Below are 17090 nucleotides of genomic sequence, written 5' to 3'. Positions count from 1 at the left end.
GTCTACGCTATGACCTTCGTTACGACCCTCACCTTCCAGAGCGGGGACAAAACCGCCCTGGACGAAACAGTCCGGCGACTCAAAGAGCAGGTAGAGCGGAAAGGCGCCGAATGCAAGGGTCCACATCAGGAACAGCCAACCCACCACTCGGTGCCGCAGTACACTCGCTGCCAACCGGGGACACAGTTCGATCCCTGGCACTACACGGTTTACACACGCTGGCTCGAGATCCACGGCTCCGACCACATCGCACGAGAGATCGCCGGCGCCGACCTTCCGGACGCCATTCATCTCGAAGTCGACGTCGAGCGGCAGGCGAGCCAGGCCTACCGCTAACAGCCAGGTCCCTCTCAGTTCTCCCGTTCGCCGCCTCACACGTTGGCCGTCTCGCCGCTATGGCGGGGTTTAAGCCCGTCACCGCCGGAATGACCACCATGCAACTCGAGACGGATGCGCTTATCGACCTGCGTCGTGATCTCCACCAGCACCCAGAGCCGTCCTGGTGTGAGTTCTATACGACCGCCCGTATCGTCGACGTATTGGAGGAGCGTGACCTCGATGAACTCCACGTCGGCCCGGACGCGTACGGCGACGACGACCGGATGGCGGTCCCCGACGAAACAACCCGTAGGGAATGGCGCGAACGCGCGGTCGAGGCCGGCGCCGACCCGGACCTCGTCTCCCGCCTCGACGACGGCAACACGGGCGCCGTCGCCGTCGTGCGAAAGGGTGACGGCCCGGTCGTCGGCCTCCGCGTCGACATCGACGGCCTCCCGATCGAGGAGTCGACTGCCGACGACCACGAGCCCGCTGTGGAGGGGTTCCGCTCGGAGACCGGCTACATGCACGCCTGCGGCCACGACGCACACACCACGGTCGGCATCGGCGTCATCGACGCCGTGCTCGAGAGCGATTTCGACGGGAAGCTGAAGGTGTTTTTCCAGCCTGCAGAGGAGAAAGGCTCCGGCGGCGGCCCGATGTCCCGCTCCCCCCTGCTCGCGGACGTGGCGTATCTCTACGCGGTCCACATCGGCCTCGACCACCCCACCGGTGAGATCGTCGCCGCCGTGGACGGCTTCCTCGCCGTCTCGGGCTTCGACGTCGAGTTCGAGGGATCGCCAGCCCATGCCGGCGCGCACCCGGAAGAGGGTGACAACGCGATTCAGGCCATGGCCGAAGCCATCTCCAGCATCTACGCCATCCCGCGCCACGGTGACGGGGCGACCCGGGTCAACGCCGGCGTCGTCGAGGGCGGCACCGCCTCGAACATCATCGCCGAGGAGGCTCGCCTCCAGGCGGAGGTCCGCGGGGCCACCACCGAACTGATGGAGTACATGTGGGCGGAAACGGGCAGCGTCATCGACGCAGCTGCCGACATGCACGGCGTCGAGGCCACCCGGAGTCGCCTCTCCCGAGCGCCGTCTGCGACGAGCGATAAGGACCTCGCACAGTTCGTCGCCGACGCCGCCAGAGAGGTCGAGGGTGTCGACTCCATCATGGACGAGGATGACCTCGGGGGAAGCGAGGACGCGACCTACCTGATGAAGGAAGTCCAGGAGAACGGTGGGAAAGCCTGCTACATCGGCCTCGGCACCGACCACCCGGACGGCCACCACACCTCGAAGTTCGACGTCGACGAGGAGTCGCTGCGCATCGGCGTGGAGACCCTCGCCGGCGCGATTCTCGCGCTGGGTGAGAACCCGGCCTAAGTCGGCACAGTACCTGGGTTTGAACCAGTCCGTCCGAAGCGTAGAGGAGAGTCGAGCAGGAGTGGCAGTCGCTGTGCGGGGCTGTACTGAGAGAGTTCCATCGCGAGCGAAGCGAGCGGGCCGACGAGCGACCGCAGGGAGCGAGGAGGCTTTTGGTCGAGCTTTTGCCAGGGCCCTTCGGGGCCCGCAGCAAAAGGTCGGTTCTAGTACTTCGGGTCCGCGCCTGTCCGCTGGTACACCCGCTCCATGATCTCGTCGCGTTGCTCCTGCCACTGTGGGAGCACCGACGGGCGGTCCGGATACGACTCGTAATGGTCGAGGATCTCTTCGGCGAGCTGTTTGGTCTTGTAGAACTTCCAGATCTTCGGCAGATAGCCCGCGGCGCCGATAGCGGTCTTGAGTTTCAGCCCCAGCCCCATCTCGGTCTTGCCGGAGTAGAGCGCTTCGGCGACCTGCTCGCCGGGAAGCGCCGCCAGTAGCTCCATGAGTTCGTCCACGTCGATGGCCGTCGAGAGCACGTTGTACACGTCGAGTGCGGCGTAGCGGGCGCCGAAGTGGTCCATCACTTGCTCGTTGTAGCGCCAGAGCGCCTGCTCGCTCACGTCGCCCCGTTCGATCGCGTCGACGGCCTCCTCGGCAGCGTACTGCCCGGAGTAGGCCGCACCGGCGATACCACCGCCGGTCGTGGGATTGACCAGCGCCGCCGCGTCGCCGATGGCCATGTAGCCCGGCGCCGTCGCCGAGTCGTACGGCCGGCGGGTCGGAAGCGAAGCCCCGAGTTTGTCGACGACCTCGGCGCCCTCGAACTCCGGGCGCTCCTGCAGGTCCTTCCGCAGATCCTGGACCAGCTTCATCGGCTCCTCGCTCATCTGGAACCCGAGGCCGACGTTGATGGTCGTCGGCGTGCGCGGGAAGTACCAGAGATAGCCGGATGCGCGCTCGGTTGGTTTGAACACCAGCGCGTCGTCCCAGTCGACAGGTTCAGGCACCTCGACGATTTCGCGGTACGCTGAGCAGAACTGTGAGTAGGAGACGTTGCTGTCGAACGTCGTCTCAGAGAAGTCGGCGTGGTCCTGCAGCACCGAGAGCGCGCCAGCGGCGTCCATCGTCACGTCGCCGTGGAACTCCACGACATCTCCCTTGCGCTTGCCCTGGACGCCGTAGACGCGGCTGTCGTCTTCCTCCTGCAGCACGTCAGTAACGACGGTGTCGTAGTGGAACGTCGCACCGGCGTCCTCGGCAGCGCTGATGAGCTGTCGGCCGAACTCCCAGCGGTCGATGACGGCGAGTTCGCCCGGTACCGGGATGTCGAGCACGCTATCGTGGGCGGGGATTTCGAAGCGCCCGTGGTCGACCTCGGTGTTGGTGAAGGCGGACTCGATACGGGACTTGGGGATGGCCGTGGGGAACGTATCCGCGCCTTTCAGCGCGTCGCCACAGGCGATGTGGCCGGCCTCCTCCTCGTCTTTCCGCTCCACCACGGCCACGTCCAGCCCGGCCTTCGCCGCCGTGGCGGCGGCGTAACAGCCGGACGTGCCCGAGCCGACGACGACGATGTCGTACTCGTGTATGGTCATTATCCAACCTCCGTCGCCGGGGTGCAAAACTCTTTATTTATCCCGAGCAGGGAACAGAACCTGCAGTCCGGCGCCACCCCGTTGACGGCTGCCGATTCGCGGTCAGGCCGGCCGCCCGAACACGTAGTGAAACATCGGCGTCGTCCCGGCAGCCCGTGGCTCGAAGAACTCGGTCACCGCGTCGTCACGGAACGTCAGCCCGAGGCCGGCGAGGTCGCGGTGCGCGTACGTCGCGAGATAGAGCCGCCCGCCCAGCAGGCCGGCCTCCAGCTGCGCTGCGCGGTAGCCGCGGTTGCCGAGCCGACCGACGACGGCGTCGAGGTCGGCCATGAAGTAAACCCCGACGGCGGCGTCGCCGGCCCACTCCTGACTCAGCGCCAGCTGCGTCGCCGCCTCGCGAAACTGGCCACTCCGGAGCTGTTCCAGCTCCCCAGCTCCCGGGTGGTACTGATAGCTCCCCGACTCCAGTCCCTCGACGGCGTTGATGATGAGGTAGCAGTCGAGCAGTGCGAGCGGGTCGTCGCCGGGCGTGGCGTCGAGCGGCTGGGACCGCACCGCGCGGTCAAGCACCGTCGAGAACTTGCGGAAGTTGAGCGGGGTGGGCGCGTACTCCCGATGCGAGCGGCGGCGGCGGATCGACACCGGCAACGGCGCCTTGCTCGCCCGGTCGTCGCCGACCGGGTCGAGCGGAATGGACTTGCCCTGTGTCGCAGTCGGGTGCGTTGCTGTTGCTCGCTCTCTCGGAGCGGCCGCCGCCTCCCGCCATGCCCGAGCGGCCGCTCCGTCGGCGAGCACTGACCCGCGATAAGCCTCCGTGATGAGTGGATACTGTTTCGGGTTGGGGGAGAGTGGCTCCGTCTCCGGGGAGAGATTCGGCATCTCACGCGCCTCGGGCGCAGGGTTCCCGGCGCCAACTGGGACGAGTTCCAGTGGCGCCTCGTCGTCGATGTCGACACCGAGCAGGGCCGCGACACGCTGGTCGGCGAAGCCGAGCACTGCCTCCGCCGGCAGGTCCTGTGCGTGGGCGACGGCGAGCAGGTTCGCAAGCACCGTCCCGGAGTCCCAGAACGCGTGACGGTAGGTTCGCTCGGAGTACTTCCACGCGTTCCGCCACCACGTCGAGGTGGTGACGAACGTCACCGGGGCGTCGCCGACGCGTTCGTGTCGGCCCGATGCGTCGGCGAGCACTCCACGAAAATCCCCCTCGCGGAGCACGTCCACGGAGCAGGTCAGCGGATCGAAGTGATAGACACCGGCAGGAATGGGACCGTTCTCGCCGACCACGGGGTAGAGGTCGATGTGATAGAGCGCGCCCGTACAGGAGGCCGCTCGGAAGCGGATCGTTCGCTCTCCCTCACGGACGCTGGTGATCCCGGCGGCGTGGTAGCAGAGTTGGGTGAGCGTCTCGCGGTCGATATCGGTCCGGGTGGCGGGGGATTCCGGGTTGGGATTCCCGTCGGAGAGTGCGGCCAGCGCGGGTACCTGGGGCGGGCGGATACGGTCCGATAGCGGCTGCCTCGGCAGGTCGACGTACGCTTTGTGGTCCTGTGGGAGGTTGGCCGGAGTCCGTCGGTCGTAGCCGTCGTCTGGCGGGAGTTTCGTCCGTTCGTGGAACTTCCTGGCGGATATCGTGTCTGTCATACTGCAGGAATCCGGCCGGACAGGCATAGTCGTTCGGTGCCCGCGGGAACTCCCCGCACGCAAGTCCGTCCCCTCCGTGGGCGTCAGTCCTCGCCGGAGTCGTAATGGTCGCCCGCGGCCTCCGGAATCCGAGTCTGACCGACGAGTGCGAGCACGATAATCACCGTGACGTACGGAATCGTCTGGACCAGCGAGGGCGGGAGGCCGTACCCGAGCTGCTGGAGTCGGATCTGGAGTGCGTCGAGACTGGCGAACAGCAGGGACGCGCCGAACGCGCCCAGCGGGTTGTAGTTGCCAAAGAGGTAGGCCGTGATGCCGATCCAGCCACGGCCGGCGACCATCGTCGAGCCGCTGCCGATGAACTGTCCGATCTGGCCCAGCGAGAGACTGGCGCCGCCGATACCCGAGAACGCACCGGAGATGAGCACCGCGGCGTAGCGCACTCGCCGCACGTCGATGCCGGCCGTGTCGAGCGCTTTGGGGTTCTCCCCGCTCGCCCGGACCCAGTAGCCGAACGACGTACGCCGGAGGACGTACCACGAGAGCGGCGTCGCCGCGAGCAGCATGAACACCGTCGGGTCGGCGTCGAAGAGGATGGAGCCGATGGTCGGGAACTCAGAAAGCACCGGTACCGCCCAGCTATCGAGCGTGTCGACGCTTGGGGAGTTGATGGCGCCCCAGATGACGTTGCTGGCGAACGGCGCCGCACCGAGCGCGATGAGCCAGACGGCCAGCCCGGCGATGACCTGGTCCGCGCGGTACTCGATCGTGACGACCGCAAACAGCAGCGAGAGCGCCACGCTCGCGAGCACGGCGATGTAGAAGGAGAGCCAGGCGGCCGACTGGCCCGCTCCCGTCAGCACCAGCGTGAGCCCCACCAGCAGGAGTGCGACAAGCGTGCCGCTACCCAGACGGACCACCATCTCTCGGAGTCCATCACCGAGGAGCCCCAGCAGCGCAAGCATGACGAGAAGGGCGAGCAGCAGCGCGATGAACAGCACGATACCCGGGAAGACCGCGACGGTCTCGCCGCCGAGCCAGTGGGAGACGGCGATGCCGGTGAAGGCGCCGACGATAAGTAGCCCCTCCAGCCCGATGTTGATGACGCCGCTTTTCTCCGCGAAGATACCGCCGAGCGCGGCGAACGCGATCGGAACCGAGAGCCGAATCGCGGAGGCGAGGTAGCCGCTGTCGACGACGCGGATCAGTTCGCTCACCGGGCTGGCCGGGAAGAGGAACTCGACGAGCACCGCCGCTCCAGCGACCAGAAGCACGGTTGCTGCCAGCACGAATCGCTTGCCCGCGTTCATTGGACACCCCCGCCGAGCCCCCAGCGCGCACCGAGCGTGCGGAAGAACTCCGGCATGGCGACGAAGAGGATGACCAGCCCGCGGATGACGCCGACGAGCTGTCGGGGTACCCCGAGTTGGAAGTCGATCGAGAGGCTGCCAGCGGACATGGTGCCGAACAGCGGGCCGGCGAGCAGCACCCCCAGCGGGTTGTTGCTGGCCAGCACCGAGACGGTGATCCCGTCGAAGCCGAGCGGCGGCACGCCGGTCACCCAGCGACCGACCGACATCAGCACCCAGATGGCACCGCCGACGCCGCCGATGGCGCCCGAGAGCGTCATGCTGGCGACCACCATCCGTTCGGCGTTGACGCCCGCGTACTTCGCCGCGTCGGGCTGGAGTCCCGCGGTCCGCAGGTCGTAGCCAAAGGAGGTGCCCCAGAGCAGATACGTCGTGAACGCGACGAAGGCGAGCCCCATCGCGAGTGCGATGCCGGGACCGATCATCGCCGCGTCGGGGACGTTCCGCGTCTCGATGGAGCCGCTCCCGGGTTTCTGGAAATACGTCGAGACGAGGAAGAAGGCCACGTCGCTGGCGACGAAGTTGAGCATGATCGTCGTGATGACCTCGTTGGCGCCGCTGTAGGCTTTCAGCGCGCCCGGAATTGCCGCGAACAGCCCACCCGTGACCGCGCCGGAAAGCAGCGCGACGAGCGCGATGAGTGCTCCACCGACCGGTCCCGACGGGATCAACGGGCCAACGGCGACAGCCGAGAGCGCCGCTGCCAGCCCGCCGAGGACGAGTTGGCCCTGCGTCCCGATGTTGAACAGCCCCGCGCGGAACGAGACGGCGACGGCCAGTCCGGTGAACAGCAGCAGCGAGGTCTGCTCGACCATAATGCCGAAGTTGAACGAACTGTAGAGCGGTGCGAGGAAGAGATACTCGTACACTGCGAATGGGTTGTAGCATGAGGGGCCGAACGTCGGCGTGCTACACGCAGCGACCAGTCCCGCGACCACCGTGACGACGCCGCCGATGAGCACGGAGGCGAGCACTGCGGCGAGGCTGACGACCAGCCGTTCGCCTACGGAGGCATCGACCAGCCGCCCGAGAACGCTCGTCACCGAGTCGGGGAGACGCTCTGTGTTCACGCCTCACCCTCCGTCTCCTCTGTGGACGCCGACGCTGGCTTCTCGTCCGAAATCCCGTCCGGTCGGGGAATCGTCTCGGGATGCTCGCCGGCCATCAGGAGGCCGAGCTGTTCCTCGGTGACCCGCTCCGGGTCGACGATAGCCATCAGTTCGCCGTCGTGGATCACGGCGAGGCGGTCCGAGAGGCTCCGCACCTCGTCGAGTTTCGAGGAGACGAGCAGCACCGCCGTTCCCGTCTCCCGGAGTGCAAGCAGCTGTTCGTGGATGAACTCGACGCTTCCCACGTCCACCCCCCGAGTCGGATGGGCGGCGACAACCGCCTCCGGGTCGCGCCCGAACTCCCGGCCGACGATGAACTTCTGCTGGTTCCCCCCAGAAAGGGCGTTCGCCGTCGCGTCGGTGTCTGGCGGGCGGACGTCGTACTCGGAGATGATATCCGCGGCGTGGTGGTCCGCACCGTCCCAGTTGATGCGGCCGCCGGGCGCGAACGCGCCGTCGTGCTGGCTTCCGAGGAGGCCGTTCTCGACGAGATCGTACGCCATCACCAGCCCACGGGCCTGGCGGTCCTCCGGGACGTACGCCATCCCCTTCCGGATGCGCTCCCGTCGGGAGGCGCTGGTGACCGCTTCGTCGCCGAGGAACACCTGCCCGGATTCTGGCGAGCGCATCCCGGTTATCGCCTCGACCAGCTCAGACTGCCCGTTACCGTCGACGCCGGCGATTCCGAACACTTCGCCCTGGGCGACCTGGAACCCGACACCGTCGACAGCGCGGACGCCGCGGTCGTCGTCGACGACCAGCCCACTGGTCGCGAGTCCGACCCCGCTGCTTTCCACCGGGGGTTTCTCCGCCTCGAACAGCACCTCACGGCCGACCATCAGCTCCGCGAGTTGCTCCCCGGTCACCTCGTCGGTCGCGACGGTCCCGACGTTCCTGCCGTCACGAAGCACCGTCACCTCGTCGGCGGCGCCGGTCGCCTCGCTCAGCTTGTGGGTGATGAAGATAATCGTCTTGCCGGCCTCGGTGAGTTCCTCGAACACCGCGAACAGCTCCTCGACCTCCTGGGGCGTCAGCACGGCCGTCGGCTCGTCCAGGATCAGCGTGTCTGCGCCACGGTAGAGCGCTTTCAGGATTTCGACGCGCTGCTGCTCGCCGACAGAGACCTCCGCCACCGTAGCTTCGGGGTCGACATCGAACCCGTATCGATCAGCGAGTTGCGCAACCTCATCGCGAGCGCGCTTCCGGTCGACCGCGAGCCCACCCCACTTCCGTGGCTCGTTGCCGAGCACGACGTTCTGGGTGACCGTCATCGGTTCGACCAACATGAAGTGCTGGTGGATCATGCCGACCCCGGCCTCGATGGCATCGCGCGGCGAGTCGAACGTCCGCTCGGTGCCATCGATGACGACCGTCCCGGCGGTCGGGCGATAGAGCCCGTAGAGGACGTTCATCAGGGTGGTTTTCCCCGCGCCGTTCTCGCCGAGCAGCGCGTGGACGCTCCCGCGCTCGACCGCGAGATCGACTTCGTCGTTTGCGAGGACGCCGGGGAACTGCTTGGTTATCCGTCGGAGTTCAACCGCGGGGGCGCTCATCTAGTTCTGAGAGAGTGGGTGGTTCGTCCCGGCACTGCCGGGAGAGCGAGCAGATCGGGCTCAGGCGTTCTCGGGGTCGGTCGGGACCTCGATATCGCCGTTGTTGATTGCGGACTGTGACTCCTCCAGGGCGTCCGTGATGTCGCTGGGGAGCTCACCCTCGTACTCGGTGCCGATGACGGCCTCGACACCGTCTTTCTCGAGACCGAGTGCGGTGATCTCGCCGCCGTTGAACGCGTCGTCGACGACGCTTTTTGTCGCGTTGAACACGGCGGTGTCGACGTGCTTGACCATGCTCGCCACGATGGCGTGGCTGGCATCGTTCTCGAGTGACTGGTCGCTGTCGACGCCGATTGCGAGACTGCCGCGTTCGGCGGCGGACTTGAAGACGCCGCTGCCAGTGCCGCCTGCAGCGTGGTAGACGACGTCGGCGTCCTCGTTGTACATCGAGTCGGCGATCTCTTTTCCTTTCGAGGGGTCGTTCCAGGAGCCGGCGTAGGCGCGGCGCACCTCGATATTCTCGTCGACGTGGTGGGCGCCTGCCATAAAGCCCGCTTCGAACTTCTTGATGAGCGGGTTCTCCTTCCCGCCGACGAAGCCGACGGTCGTCTTCTCGGAGTTCGTGGAGAACGTCGTATCGGAGCCGCCGTAGCTCCCCTCGTGGCTGAACTCGCGGGTCGTCAGCAGGCCGGCGAGATGGCCGACCTGGAACGAACCCTGCTCTTCCTTGAACACGTAGGAGGCGACGTTGTCGGCGTCGAGCGTGCTGTCGACCAGCATGAACTTCTGGTCGGGGAACTCTTCGGCGTTGGTCTCCAGCGCGCTCGTCTGTGCGAAGCCGATACAGGCGACCAGCTCGTAGGTCGGGTCGCTGGAGCTGGCGAACTGCCGCTGCATCGTCTCGAACTCACTCTGACTCTCGGGCTCGGTGTTGGAGTACTCGATGTCGAGTTCCTCCTCAGCGCGCTGGATGCCGGTATGGGCCATGTCGTTGAACGCCTTGTCGCCGAGGCCGCCGAGAGCATACACCATCCCGACGTTCGTCGTCTCGTCGTTGCCACCGCCACCACCGGTGCAGCCTGCGAGTCCGGTTACTGCGGCGCCAGCAGTGCCTCCGAGAAACGTTCGTCGGTCGAGCTTTGTACGCATCGTTGGTTCATCCTGCCGCGAACGACCCATAAAGTCGTCGTTTCGGGGTCCAACCTGTGGTATTCGGGCCTCTCCGGTCAGCGGTACACAGCCCCACCCAGCAGCCAGGGCAGTGGACAAGCAGCGGGGCCGCTACTGAAACCAACTTAACCGAAAACGCGACACTCAGTTCTCGATGGCGTTCTCGACGACGCCGCGCGCCTCCTCAACCAGCGCATCGACATCGTCGCTCTCGGCGTAGATGCGGAGATACGGCTCCGTTCCGCTCGGACGCACCAACAGCCACGACGCGTCGGGAAGTTCGAGGCGAACCCCGTACTCGTCGTCGACGGTCGCCTCCGGGAACGCCGGCGGCAACGACTCGGCGAGATCCGCCATCGCATCGGCTTTCTGCTCGTCGGGACAGGGGACACTCACCTTGCGGTACGGTCGTTCACTGATGGGTTCGCGTCGCTCGGTCAGCGAGCGTTCCGCGAACAAACGGGCAAGCACCGCCGCCGAAGTGATGCCGTCGATCCACCCGCCGAAGGCAGTGTGGACGTGTTTCCACGGCTCCGCGGCGAACACGACGGTGCCGCCCTCCTCGCGAGCCTCGGCGATACCGTCGTGTAGGTAGCCCAGCGCCACGCGCTCGACGCGACCACCGGCATCCCGAACCCGCTCGTCGATTCGCGCGGAGGCATTGGGCGTCGTCACCACAACCCGGTCGGGAGCGTCGCTCTCCCGGGTGTACTCCTCGGCGAGCATCGCGAGCACCGTGTCCTCGTGGACGAGCGCTCCATCTTCGTCGAGGATGACGATGCGGTCGGCGTCGCCGTCGTGAGCGATTCCGAAGTCGGCGTTGTGCTCCTCCAGGAAGGCGATACAGTCGGCCAGTGTCTCCGCCGTGGGCTTGCTCTCCCGTCCGGGGAAGTGGCCGTCGACGTTGGCGTTCAGCGTCACCACCGAGGCACCGAGTTCGCGGAGCACGACGGGCGTCGTCGTCGACGCCATCCCGTTGCCGCAGTCGACGACGATCTCGAGTCCGTCGAGCGGCGCACCAAGCCCACTTGCGTACTCGACGACGGCGTCGCGGTACGGAGGGAGCGCCTCGGTGTTCCTGCCGGACCCCCACTCGTCCCACTCGGTCGGTCCCTCGTCGCCGGCGACGCGCTCCTCGATCCGTGCCTCGGCGTCGCCGCTGTACTCGATACCGTCGCGGAACAGTTTGATACCGTTATCGGTGGGCGGGTTGTGCGAAGCCGTGACCGCGACGCCGTAGCGACCCTGGCTGGCGTAGGCCAGTGCGGGCGTGCCTGCCTGTCCGATGGCGACCGTTTCAGCGCCAGCCGACTGGAGGCCCGCGACCATCGCGGCCACCAGTGCCTCACCTGTCACGCGCCCGTCGCGAGCGACCACGAACTCGACTGGTTCACCTGCGCTGGAAGCGTCGACGGCCTCGGCGCCGGCGGCCTGGCCGACCTTGAGGGCGAGCGAGGGAGTCACGGTTCGCCGGGCGTCGCCACGAATACCGGCAGTGCCGAACAGTTCCATGTCCCCACCTTGATGCGGGGTCACTTGGCCTGCCCGGTTCCACCGACACGGCCGATGCGGTTCGGACGGGCGGGACGGTATCGGGCGACGAGGCACGCCCCGTTATCTCCCTGACATCCACCCCCGTAGGTTACTTTCCTGGCTCCCCTCTCGTGCTCTATGGCGACAGTGATGGAGTTCACGACGTCGGCCGACGAGTTCCCACTGGGGACGGTGTTCGAGAACCTGCCGGAGGTGACAATTGAACTGGAGCGACTCATCCCACACGAGTCGCTGGTCATCCCGTATTTCTGGGTCCGTGGCGCGGAGACCAAGGATATCGAGAACGCGTTCGAGACCCACGCGGGCGTCATCAATATCGAACTCATCGACGACGTCGATGACGAGTACCTCATGCGTGCGGAATGGGAAGAGGAGTATTTCGGGATTCTGAGTGCACTGGCCAAATCCAACATCGCCGTGCTCTCGGGCGTGGGGCGGACCGTCGGCTGGAGGTTCGAGGTTCGGGGGGAGAGCCGTGAGGCGATCAGTGAGTTCCGGACGGAGTGCCAGGACCACGAGATCCCCATCGAGATCACCGCGATCCACGCACTGCTTCCAGTCCAGGGCGAGGGGTACGAACTGACAGAGACCCAGCGGGAGGCGCTCGCGCTAGCGTACGAGCGTGGCTACTTCAACTCGCCGCGGGAGACGACGCTCGCGGAGATCGCCGACGAACTCGGCATCACCCAACAGTCACTCTCCTCCCGGCTCAAACGGGGCTATCGCCGGCTCATCTCGAACACGCTGATCTCGTCGTGACGCGATTGGCGACCCGGTGACTATTTAAATAATCTGTATTATCAGTGGGCAATCTCACCCGCCGGGAGCATGTACCGAAGAACAACGACCAATGGTTACCACGCACTCATCTGTGTCGGCTGACTCACTGGCGTTCTCCACCGAGGGAGCCAGACACGGACGCTGTCGAGCAACCACCGCTGCAGGGAGCCATCTCCCCGTCAGTGTCGCGTCGACGACGGGCCCAACGAGGCATCGAGGGGGGAGGCTGTAGTGGCGCCCGACGAGACGCCCCTCGAATCCGAAGCGAAGTTCCAGGCCGAGTTGAAGGACCTTCTCCGGCGCGCATACGACAGCGACATCGACGTCGAGGGAGGCTGGGACTGCCGGAACGGCCCCGAGCAGCCGGACTGGGAGGCCGTGATTACCGAAGTCGTCAAAAGAGAGCGGTCGGACTGAGGAGGGGACGCGTCCGACCGGGGCCTGGGGACGGGTGCTCGTCTGCTTTGCTCCTATCAGTGTTTTGTTAGGCCCCAGTCTCGTCTCCCCACCTGGATGGCGCTGCTTGGGTCACGGACGAAAACGGTCTGGCGACGGGCGATCAGCCTCGGGTGGCCCATCTCCGTCCAGCACACGTTCACGACGTTGATGCGGACGGTGGACATCATCGTCACCGGGCTGTTCTCGCCGGCCGCCGTCGCCGCTGTCGGGCTCGCAGACCTCTACGCACAGGTGCCGCTCCGTGTGGGCCTCGGCCTCGGCTCCGGGGCGATCGCGCTCTCGAGTCAGGACACCGGTCGGGGTGCCCAGGTGACCCGCGATACGGCGATTACGCAGTCACTCGTCCTCGGGGCGTTCTGTGGGCTGCCGCTGGTCGCCGTCGGGTTCTTCTTCGGCGCGCCGCTCATCGCGCTCCTCGGCGCGGAGCCCGAAGTCGCCCGGCTCGGGGGGCTCTATCTGACGTTCGTCTTCGGCATCGCGCCGATGCGCATCGTCGGGCTCGTCGGTGCGCGTGCGCTGCAGGGCGCCGGCGACACACGCACGCCGATGATACTCAACGGCGGGACGAACCTCCTGAACGCGGTGCTGACGGTTACCCTCGGCCTGGGCCTCTGGGTCGCCCCCGAGCTGGGAATCGTCGGCGTCGGGCTCGCGACGGCGATCAGTCGAGCGGCGGAAGCTGTGACGGTCACCGCAGCGATCGCCAGTTCGCGAACGGTCCTGTCGCTCAACTTCTCGCGCAACCTCACCATCGCCAAACAGGTGGTCGCGGTGAGCCTGCCGACGTTCGCAGAGGGGATGAGTTCATCGCTCGCGAACTTCCCGTTCAACGCGATACTGCTACTGTTCGGGACGGAGGCCAACGCGGCCTACCACATCAGCCGGCGCATCTACCAGCAGCTCACCGGTCCGATCTATCGCTCCGTCAGCACCGTCACCAGCATCGTCGTCGGCCAGACGCTGGGCGAGGGGGAGCCGGTCGCGGCCCGGGCGAACGCGAAATCGCTTCTCGGGCTCAGTCTGCTCCTTCTGACCGGGGCCGGCGTCGTGATGTTCGCTGGCGCCTGGCCGCTCGTCCGGGTGTTCACGAGCGACCTGACGACACAGCGACAGGCCGTCACGTTCACGCGCGTATTCGCCGTCTCGATGCCGTTTTTCGCGGTGTTTTTCCCGCTGGCAGGAACGCTCCGTGGCGCGGGCGACACCCGCACACCGTTCTACGCGCGGCTGGTCGGGGCGTTCGTGTTCATGGTCGGGGCCTCCTACCTGCTCAGCATCACGCTCGGCTACGGCCTGCCCGGCGTCTACGCGGGGATGATTCTCACCTACCTCTCCTGGGCCATCATCGTCGGCGCCGGCTTCGTCTGGGGCGGATGGACCGAAACGGCGGCGTCGATGATCGCCGAGCGCGCCGAGAACGCCTGAGTGTCGGCGGGCAGTGTCTCCAGCCCTCGGTACCAGAGCACCCACGCCGCGGCCGTCGCAGCGAGGCCGAGATACAGGACAACGAAAATCGCCCGCGGCGCCAGCAGTCCGGCGAGCGGCGGCGGGTCGAGAGACAGTTCGACGATGGCGAGCGGCGTGAGCATCGGAATCGCCGCGAGCGTCGAGTACGTCGCCGCCGTGAGCCCGGAGTAGCGCCGGACCAGCGGTAGCCCCCAGACGGTGTAGCCGGCCCAGCAGAGGCTCGCGACGACCAACAGGAACACGCCGACGAGGCTCCCGCCGGTTCCAGCGATGAGCGCGGCGAGATCGTACTGCCCGGCGAGCACGACGACCGTTCCGGCGAGCGCGATGGCGATACCGACCAGTTTCCGGGCGCCGACACGCTCGCCGAGGACGGCGGCACCCAGTGCAACCGTGAACACGGGAGTGAGAATCGTCAGGAGCGAGCCCTGGCTCGCGTTCGTGAGTTCGGTGCCGAGGAACTGCGTAGCGATGGTAGCAGCTACCCACGCCCCGAGGACCGCGAAGCCCCGATAATCGTCAGCGTCGATGCCGCCCTTGTCGCCGTTCGCCCGCACTATCGCGTAGAGGACGATACCGCCGAGCGCGACGCGGAGGAAGCCAAGCGTAAGGGGTGGCACGACCGCGAACCCCCACTTGCTGACGACGTACATGCCGCCCCAGAGTGCCGCAGCGAGCAGCGGGCCAAACGCGGCGCGGGCCATTAGTCGTCGCAGTCGCCGCGGAACTGATTCGAGCGCGGCGGGTCAACTACGCTGGGCCGGTGAGACCTCGCCGAAGCGCACACACGTGTGCGATCCCAGTCTGTCTGTCGTTCACGGCTCATGGCGGAGGTGGCTCGGGGCCAGTAGTTAGCGATGTCGTCCAGTCCCCGACAGCTCAGCGCCCTCGAGCGGTCGGTGTGAGCGGCGTGTCGGCGTCCTCGGAGACGTATCGGTCCCAGAGGACCAGCGCCGATGGCAGCACCACCACGGAGGCGATGAACGAGTAGAACACCGAGAGCGCGGTCAGGATCCCGAACTGTCCGAGGACCGAAAGCACCGCCAGCACGAGCACGCCGATACCGGACACCGTCGTGAGCATACTGCCCGCGAGCGCGCCGCCAGTCCCGCGGAGCGTGCGCTCGAGCGCGAGCCAGCGTCCGTGCTCTGCGCGCTCGTCGAGGAACCGGTGGACGACGTGGACCGAGTAGTCGATTCCGAGCCCGATGGTGAGTGCGAGGATGGTAGCCGTGAACGCGTTGAACGGGATGCCGGCGGCCCGCATCGACCCCGCGACAGCAGCGACGGCGACGACGATGGGCACCGTGTTGACGATTCCAAGCAGGGGCCGACCCTCGAGCAGCCAGTACGCGATGACGAGAAAGACCACCGTCCCGGCCAGCGCGACGGCGAGACTGAGTACCGCCGACTGGAAAATCAGGTCCGAGACGGCGCTAAACACGACTGTTCCACCGGTCGCGGTGGCGTCGCCGCGGAACCGCTCGGCGACGGTGCGGGTGTCGGCGGTCACCTCGTCGTTCTGGGCACTGGCGTCGAGACTGTAGACCACGCGGGTGCTTCGGCGGTCCTCATCGAGATAGCGTAGCGTCTCTGCTCGGAGCGGCGAGGAGAGCATGTAGTCGTAGATCTCCCCGAGGTTGCGATCTGGGACGCCGTTGCTGTTCCGGTCGTTACGCGCGACCAGGCTGGCGAAGGCGGGGTCCCGGGCTTGCAACGTCTCCAGCACGCTCAGGACGCTCGTCGACTCCGCCCGGCGGTTCTCGCTCACGAACGACTCGGGCGGGTCGCTGTTAGCACGGTGGATCTCCTCTAGCGCCGTATCCCGCTCCATCCGTGTCTCCCAGTACACCGTCGTCGACCCGCCCTGGGTCGCCGCGAAGTTGTCCTCCAGGAAGTTGAGCTGGGAGACGACGGCGTACTCTGTCGGTCGGAACGGCTCGGGCAGTCCCTGCAGGTAGTCGGGCGTCTCCTCGGGCGGCAGGAAATCACGCTGGCTGAACGAGGTGTCGATCCCCGTCGCGTAGCCGCCGAGCATCGCCGACGAGAGGAGCATCGCGAGCAGGAATACCGCCGGCGCGCGTCGCGCGATGCCGATACCGACCATCAGCGCCGAGCCGAGCGCGGTGCCCTCGCTACCCAGCGGGCGGGTCGAGAACGTCGGAATCGGGTACGATTCCCGGAGCCGGTCGATCTGGAGTTTCGCCGCCGGAAGGAACACCCCGAACACGAAAAACGTAAACAGGATGCCGACGGCAGCGACGAGGCCGAAATCCCGGATGGGGACCAGGTTGGACGTGAAGTTCGACAGGAAGCCGATGACGGTCGTCCCGGTGACGATGGCGAACGCGACAAGTAACTGCCGCGAGGCGACGGACATCGCCTCGTCGGGCGCCGCGGCGCTTTCAGTACCGGCGGCCTCGATGGTCTCTCGCTCCTCGCGGTAGCGGTTCACCGAGTGGATTCCGAAGTCGATACCGACCGCGAGCAGCAGCGGCGGCACCGCGATCATCACCTGATTGAACGGGATTCCCGCCAGCCCAAGGAAGCCGAACGTCCAGACGATGGCCATCCCCAGCGCGGTGGTACCCAGCAGCAGGTCGACCAGGTCGCGATAGGCGACGACGAGGAAGGGACGCCCGCGGATATTGTCGGGTTCGCAACCAGCCCCCTTGCCGACGTGACGGCCACAGGCGAGCCTC

14 protein-coding genes are annotated in these 17090 nt (G+C 66.7%); 5 read left to right on the top strand and 9 right to left on the bottom strand.

The features are described 5' to 3' along the window. The first annotated feature begins 9 nt into the window (after positions 1-9). Together V5A38_RS00460 and V5A38_RS00455 are read left to right on the top strand one after the other, a co-directional pair. On the top strand, positions 10-336 hold the full coding sequence (locus V5A38_RS00460) for an uS10/mL48 family ribosomal protein (RefSeq protein ID WP_332323774.1): 327 nt from the start codon (positions 10-12) through the stop codon (positions 334-336). A gap of 98 nt (positions 337-434) precedes the next feature. Beyond that, a complete protein-coding gene (locus V5A38_RS00455; RefSeq protein ID WP_332323773.1) occupies positions 435-1709 on the top strand; it encodes an amidohydrolase in 1275 nt (424 codons plus the stop codon). Positions 1710-1912: 203 nt separating this feature from the next. Here V5A38_RS00455 and V5A38_RS00450 read toward each other — a convergent pair whose 3' ends face one another. From V5A38_RS00450 to V5A38_RS00420, 7 genes are all read right to left on the bottom strand, one after another. Further along, complete coding sequence (locus tag V5A38_RS00450) at positions 1913-3286, bottom strand: geranylgeranyl reductase family protein (protein ID WP_332323772.1); 1374 nt, start codon at positions 3284-3286, stop codon at positions 1913-1915. Positions 3287-3388: 102 nt separating this feature from the next. Further along, positions 3389-4927, bottom strand: coding sequence for a SagB/ThcOx family dehydrogenase (locus tag V5A38_RS00445; RefSeq protein WP_332323771.1), 1539 nt, complete (start codon positions 4925-4927; stop codon positions 3389-3391). Between the two features lie 83 nt (positions 4928-5010). After that, positions 5011-6237 (bottom strand): ABC transporter permease, encoded by a 1227-nt coding sequence (locus V5A38_RS00440; protein WP_332323770.1) that lies wholly within the window; start codon positions 6235-6237, stop codon positions 5011-5013. Then, on the bottom strand, positions 6234-7367 hold the full coding sequence (locus tag V5A38_RS00435) for an ABC transporter permease (RefSeq protein ID WP_332323769.1): 1134 nt from the start codon (positions 7365-7367) through the stop codon (positions 6234-6236). The genes V5A38_RS00440 and V5A38_RS00435 overlap by 4 nt, the downstream gene beginning before the upstream one ends. Then, the gene (locus tag V5A38_RS00430) at positions 7364-8959 is read right to left on the bottom strand and encodes an ABC transporter ATP-binding protein (RefSeq protein ID WP_332323768.1); all 1596 of its coding nucleotides are present in this window, start codon (positions 8957-8959) and stop codon (positions 7364-7366) included. The genes V5A38_RS00435 and V5A38_RS00430 overlap by 4 nt, the downstream gene beginning before the upstream one ends. Positions 8960-9019: 60 nt before the next feature. Then, entirely contained in the window at positions 9020-10108 is a 1089-nt protein-coding gene (locus V5A38_RS00425) for a BMP family protein (RefSeq protein ID WP_332323767.1), read from the bottom strand. A gap of 165 nt (positions 10109-10273) precedes the next feature. After that, positions 10274-11641, bottom strand: a complete 1368-nt coding sequence (locus tag V5A38_RS00420) for a phosphomannomutase (protein ID WP_332323766.1) — start codon at positions 11639-11641, stop codon at positions 10274-10276. A gap of 159 nt (positions 11642-11800) precedes the next feature. Here V5A38_RS00420 and V5A38_RS00415 point away from each other — a divergent pair, with 159 nt between their 5' ends. The 3 genes from V5A38_RS00415 (at position 11801) to V5A38_RS00405 (ending at position 14347) form a co-directional block, all read left to right on the top strand. After that, a complete protein-coding gene (locus V5A38_RS00415; protein WP_345786261.1) occupies positions 11801-12442 on the top strand; it encodes a helix-turn-helix domain-containing protein in 642 nt (213 codons plus the stop codon). A 252-nt stretch (positions 12443-12694) separates the two neighbouring features. Then, a complete protein-coding gene (locus V5A38_RS00410) occupies positions 12695-12880 on the top strand; it encodes a hypothetical protein (RefSeq protein WP_332323764.1) in 186 nt (61 codons plus the stop codon). A gap of 96 nt (positions 12881-12976) precedes the next feature. After that, complete coding sequence (locus tag V5A38_RS00405; protein ID WP_332323763.1) at positions 12977-14347, top strand: MATE family efflux transporter; 1371 nt, start codon at positions 12977-12979, stop codon at positions 14345-14347. On the opposite strand, the gene V5A38_RS00400 is transcribed toward V5A38_RS00405, so the two are convergent. Next, the gene (locus tag V5A38_RS00400; protein WP_332323762.1) at positions 14248-15093 is read right to left on the bottom strand and encodes a DMT family transporter; all 846 of its coding nucleotides are present in this window, start codon (positions 15091-15093) and stop codon (positions 14248-14250) included. The two genes, V5A38_RS00405 and V5A38_RS00400, sit on opposite strands and share 100 nt — an antisense overlap. A gap of 175 nt (positions 15094-15268) precedes the next feature. Next, positions 15269-17090: MMPL family transporter (locus V5A38_RS00395; protein WP_332323761.1), on the bottom strand; the 1822-nt coding region annotated here is incomplete at its 5' end.

Origin of the sequence: Halolamina sp. (genome assembly GCF_036626355.1) — an archaeon.
GTDB lineage: Archaea > Halobacteriota > Halobacteria > Halobacteriales > Haloferacaceae > Halolamina.
The sequence above is the reverse complement of the archived record's forward strand: the minus strand, read 5'-3'. Positions and strand labels throughout refer to the sequence as shown.